The following is an 838-nucleotide window of genomic DNA, read 5'->3' as shown; positions in this document are numbered from 1 at the left end:
TGTAAGTATCGCTCAATCAAACTATGGCGACTCATTGAACACGGCAAAAACACTCGATACTGCAATCAAAGCTTTGCTAGACGCTCCATCTGAAGAGTCGCTTGCGGCGGCAAAATCAGCTTGGATTGAAGCGCGTGTACCTTACCAACAAACCGAAGCATATCGGTTTGGCAACGCATATGTTGATGACTGGGAAGGCAAAGTAAATGCTTGGCCACTAGACGAAGGCCTCATTGATTACGTTGACGCTAGTTATGGCACTGAATCTGATGAAAACCCATATTACGCTGCAAACATAATCGCCAATCCAAAGCTTAACGTTGGTGGCGTTGAAGTAGATGCATCATCAATCACGCCAGCGTTGCTATCAGAACAGCTTCAAGAAATTGATGAAGTTGAATCGAACGTAGCAACTGGATACCACGCCATTGAATTCCTGCTATGGGGTCAAGATCTTAATGGAACAAATCAAGGCGCGGGCGCACGTCCAGCAACAGATTTCTCACTAGAAAACTGCACTAACGGCAACTGTGACCGTCGTCGCGAGTATCTTCAAGCTGCAAGTACACTATTAATTTCTGATCTTGAAGATATTGTTGCAGCATGGACTGCAGACGGTGAAGCCACCAAACAACTTCTTGCGAAAGGTGATAATGGCGGTCTTTCTACCATGCTAACAGGTATGGGTAGTCTTAGTTATGGCGAGCTTGCCGGTGAACGTATCAAGCTTGGCCTAATGCTTCATGACCCAGAAGAAGAGCACGATTGCTTTGCAGATAACACGCATGCATCTCACTTCAACGACGCACTAGGTATTAGAAATATTTACCTTGGCTCT

The 838-nt window shown here is 45.6% G+C and carries 1 protein-coding gene; it reads left to right on the top strand.

What is annotated here, in order from left to right:
- The coding region (locus tag A3739_RS24405) for an imelysin family protein (RefSeq protein ID WP_304440308.1) at positions 1-838 on the top strand (838 nt) is incomplete at both ends.

It is taken from the genome of Oleiphilus sp. HI0067 (assembly GCF_001635735.1).
Note: the sequence above shows the minus strand (reverse complement) of the source record. Positions and strands in the feature narration are given on the sequence as shown.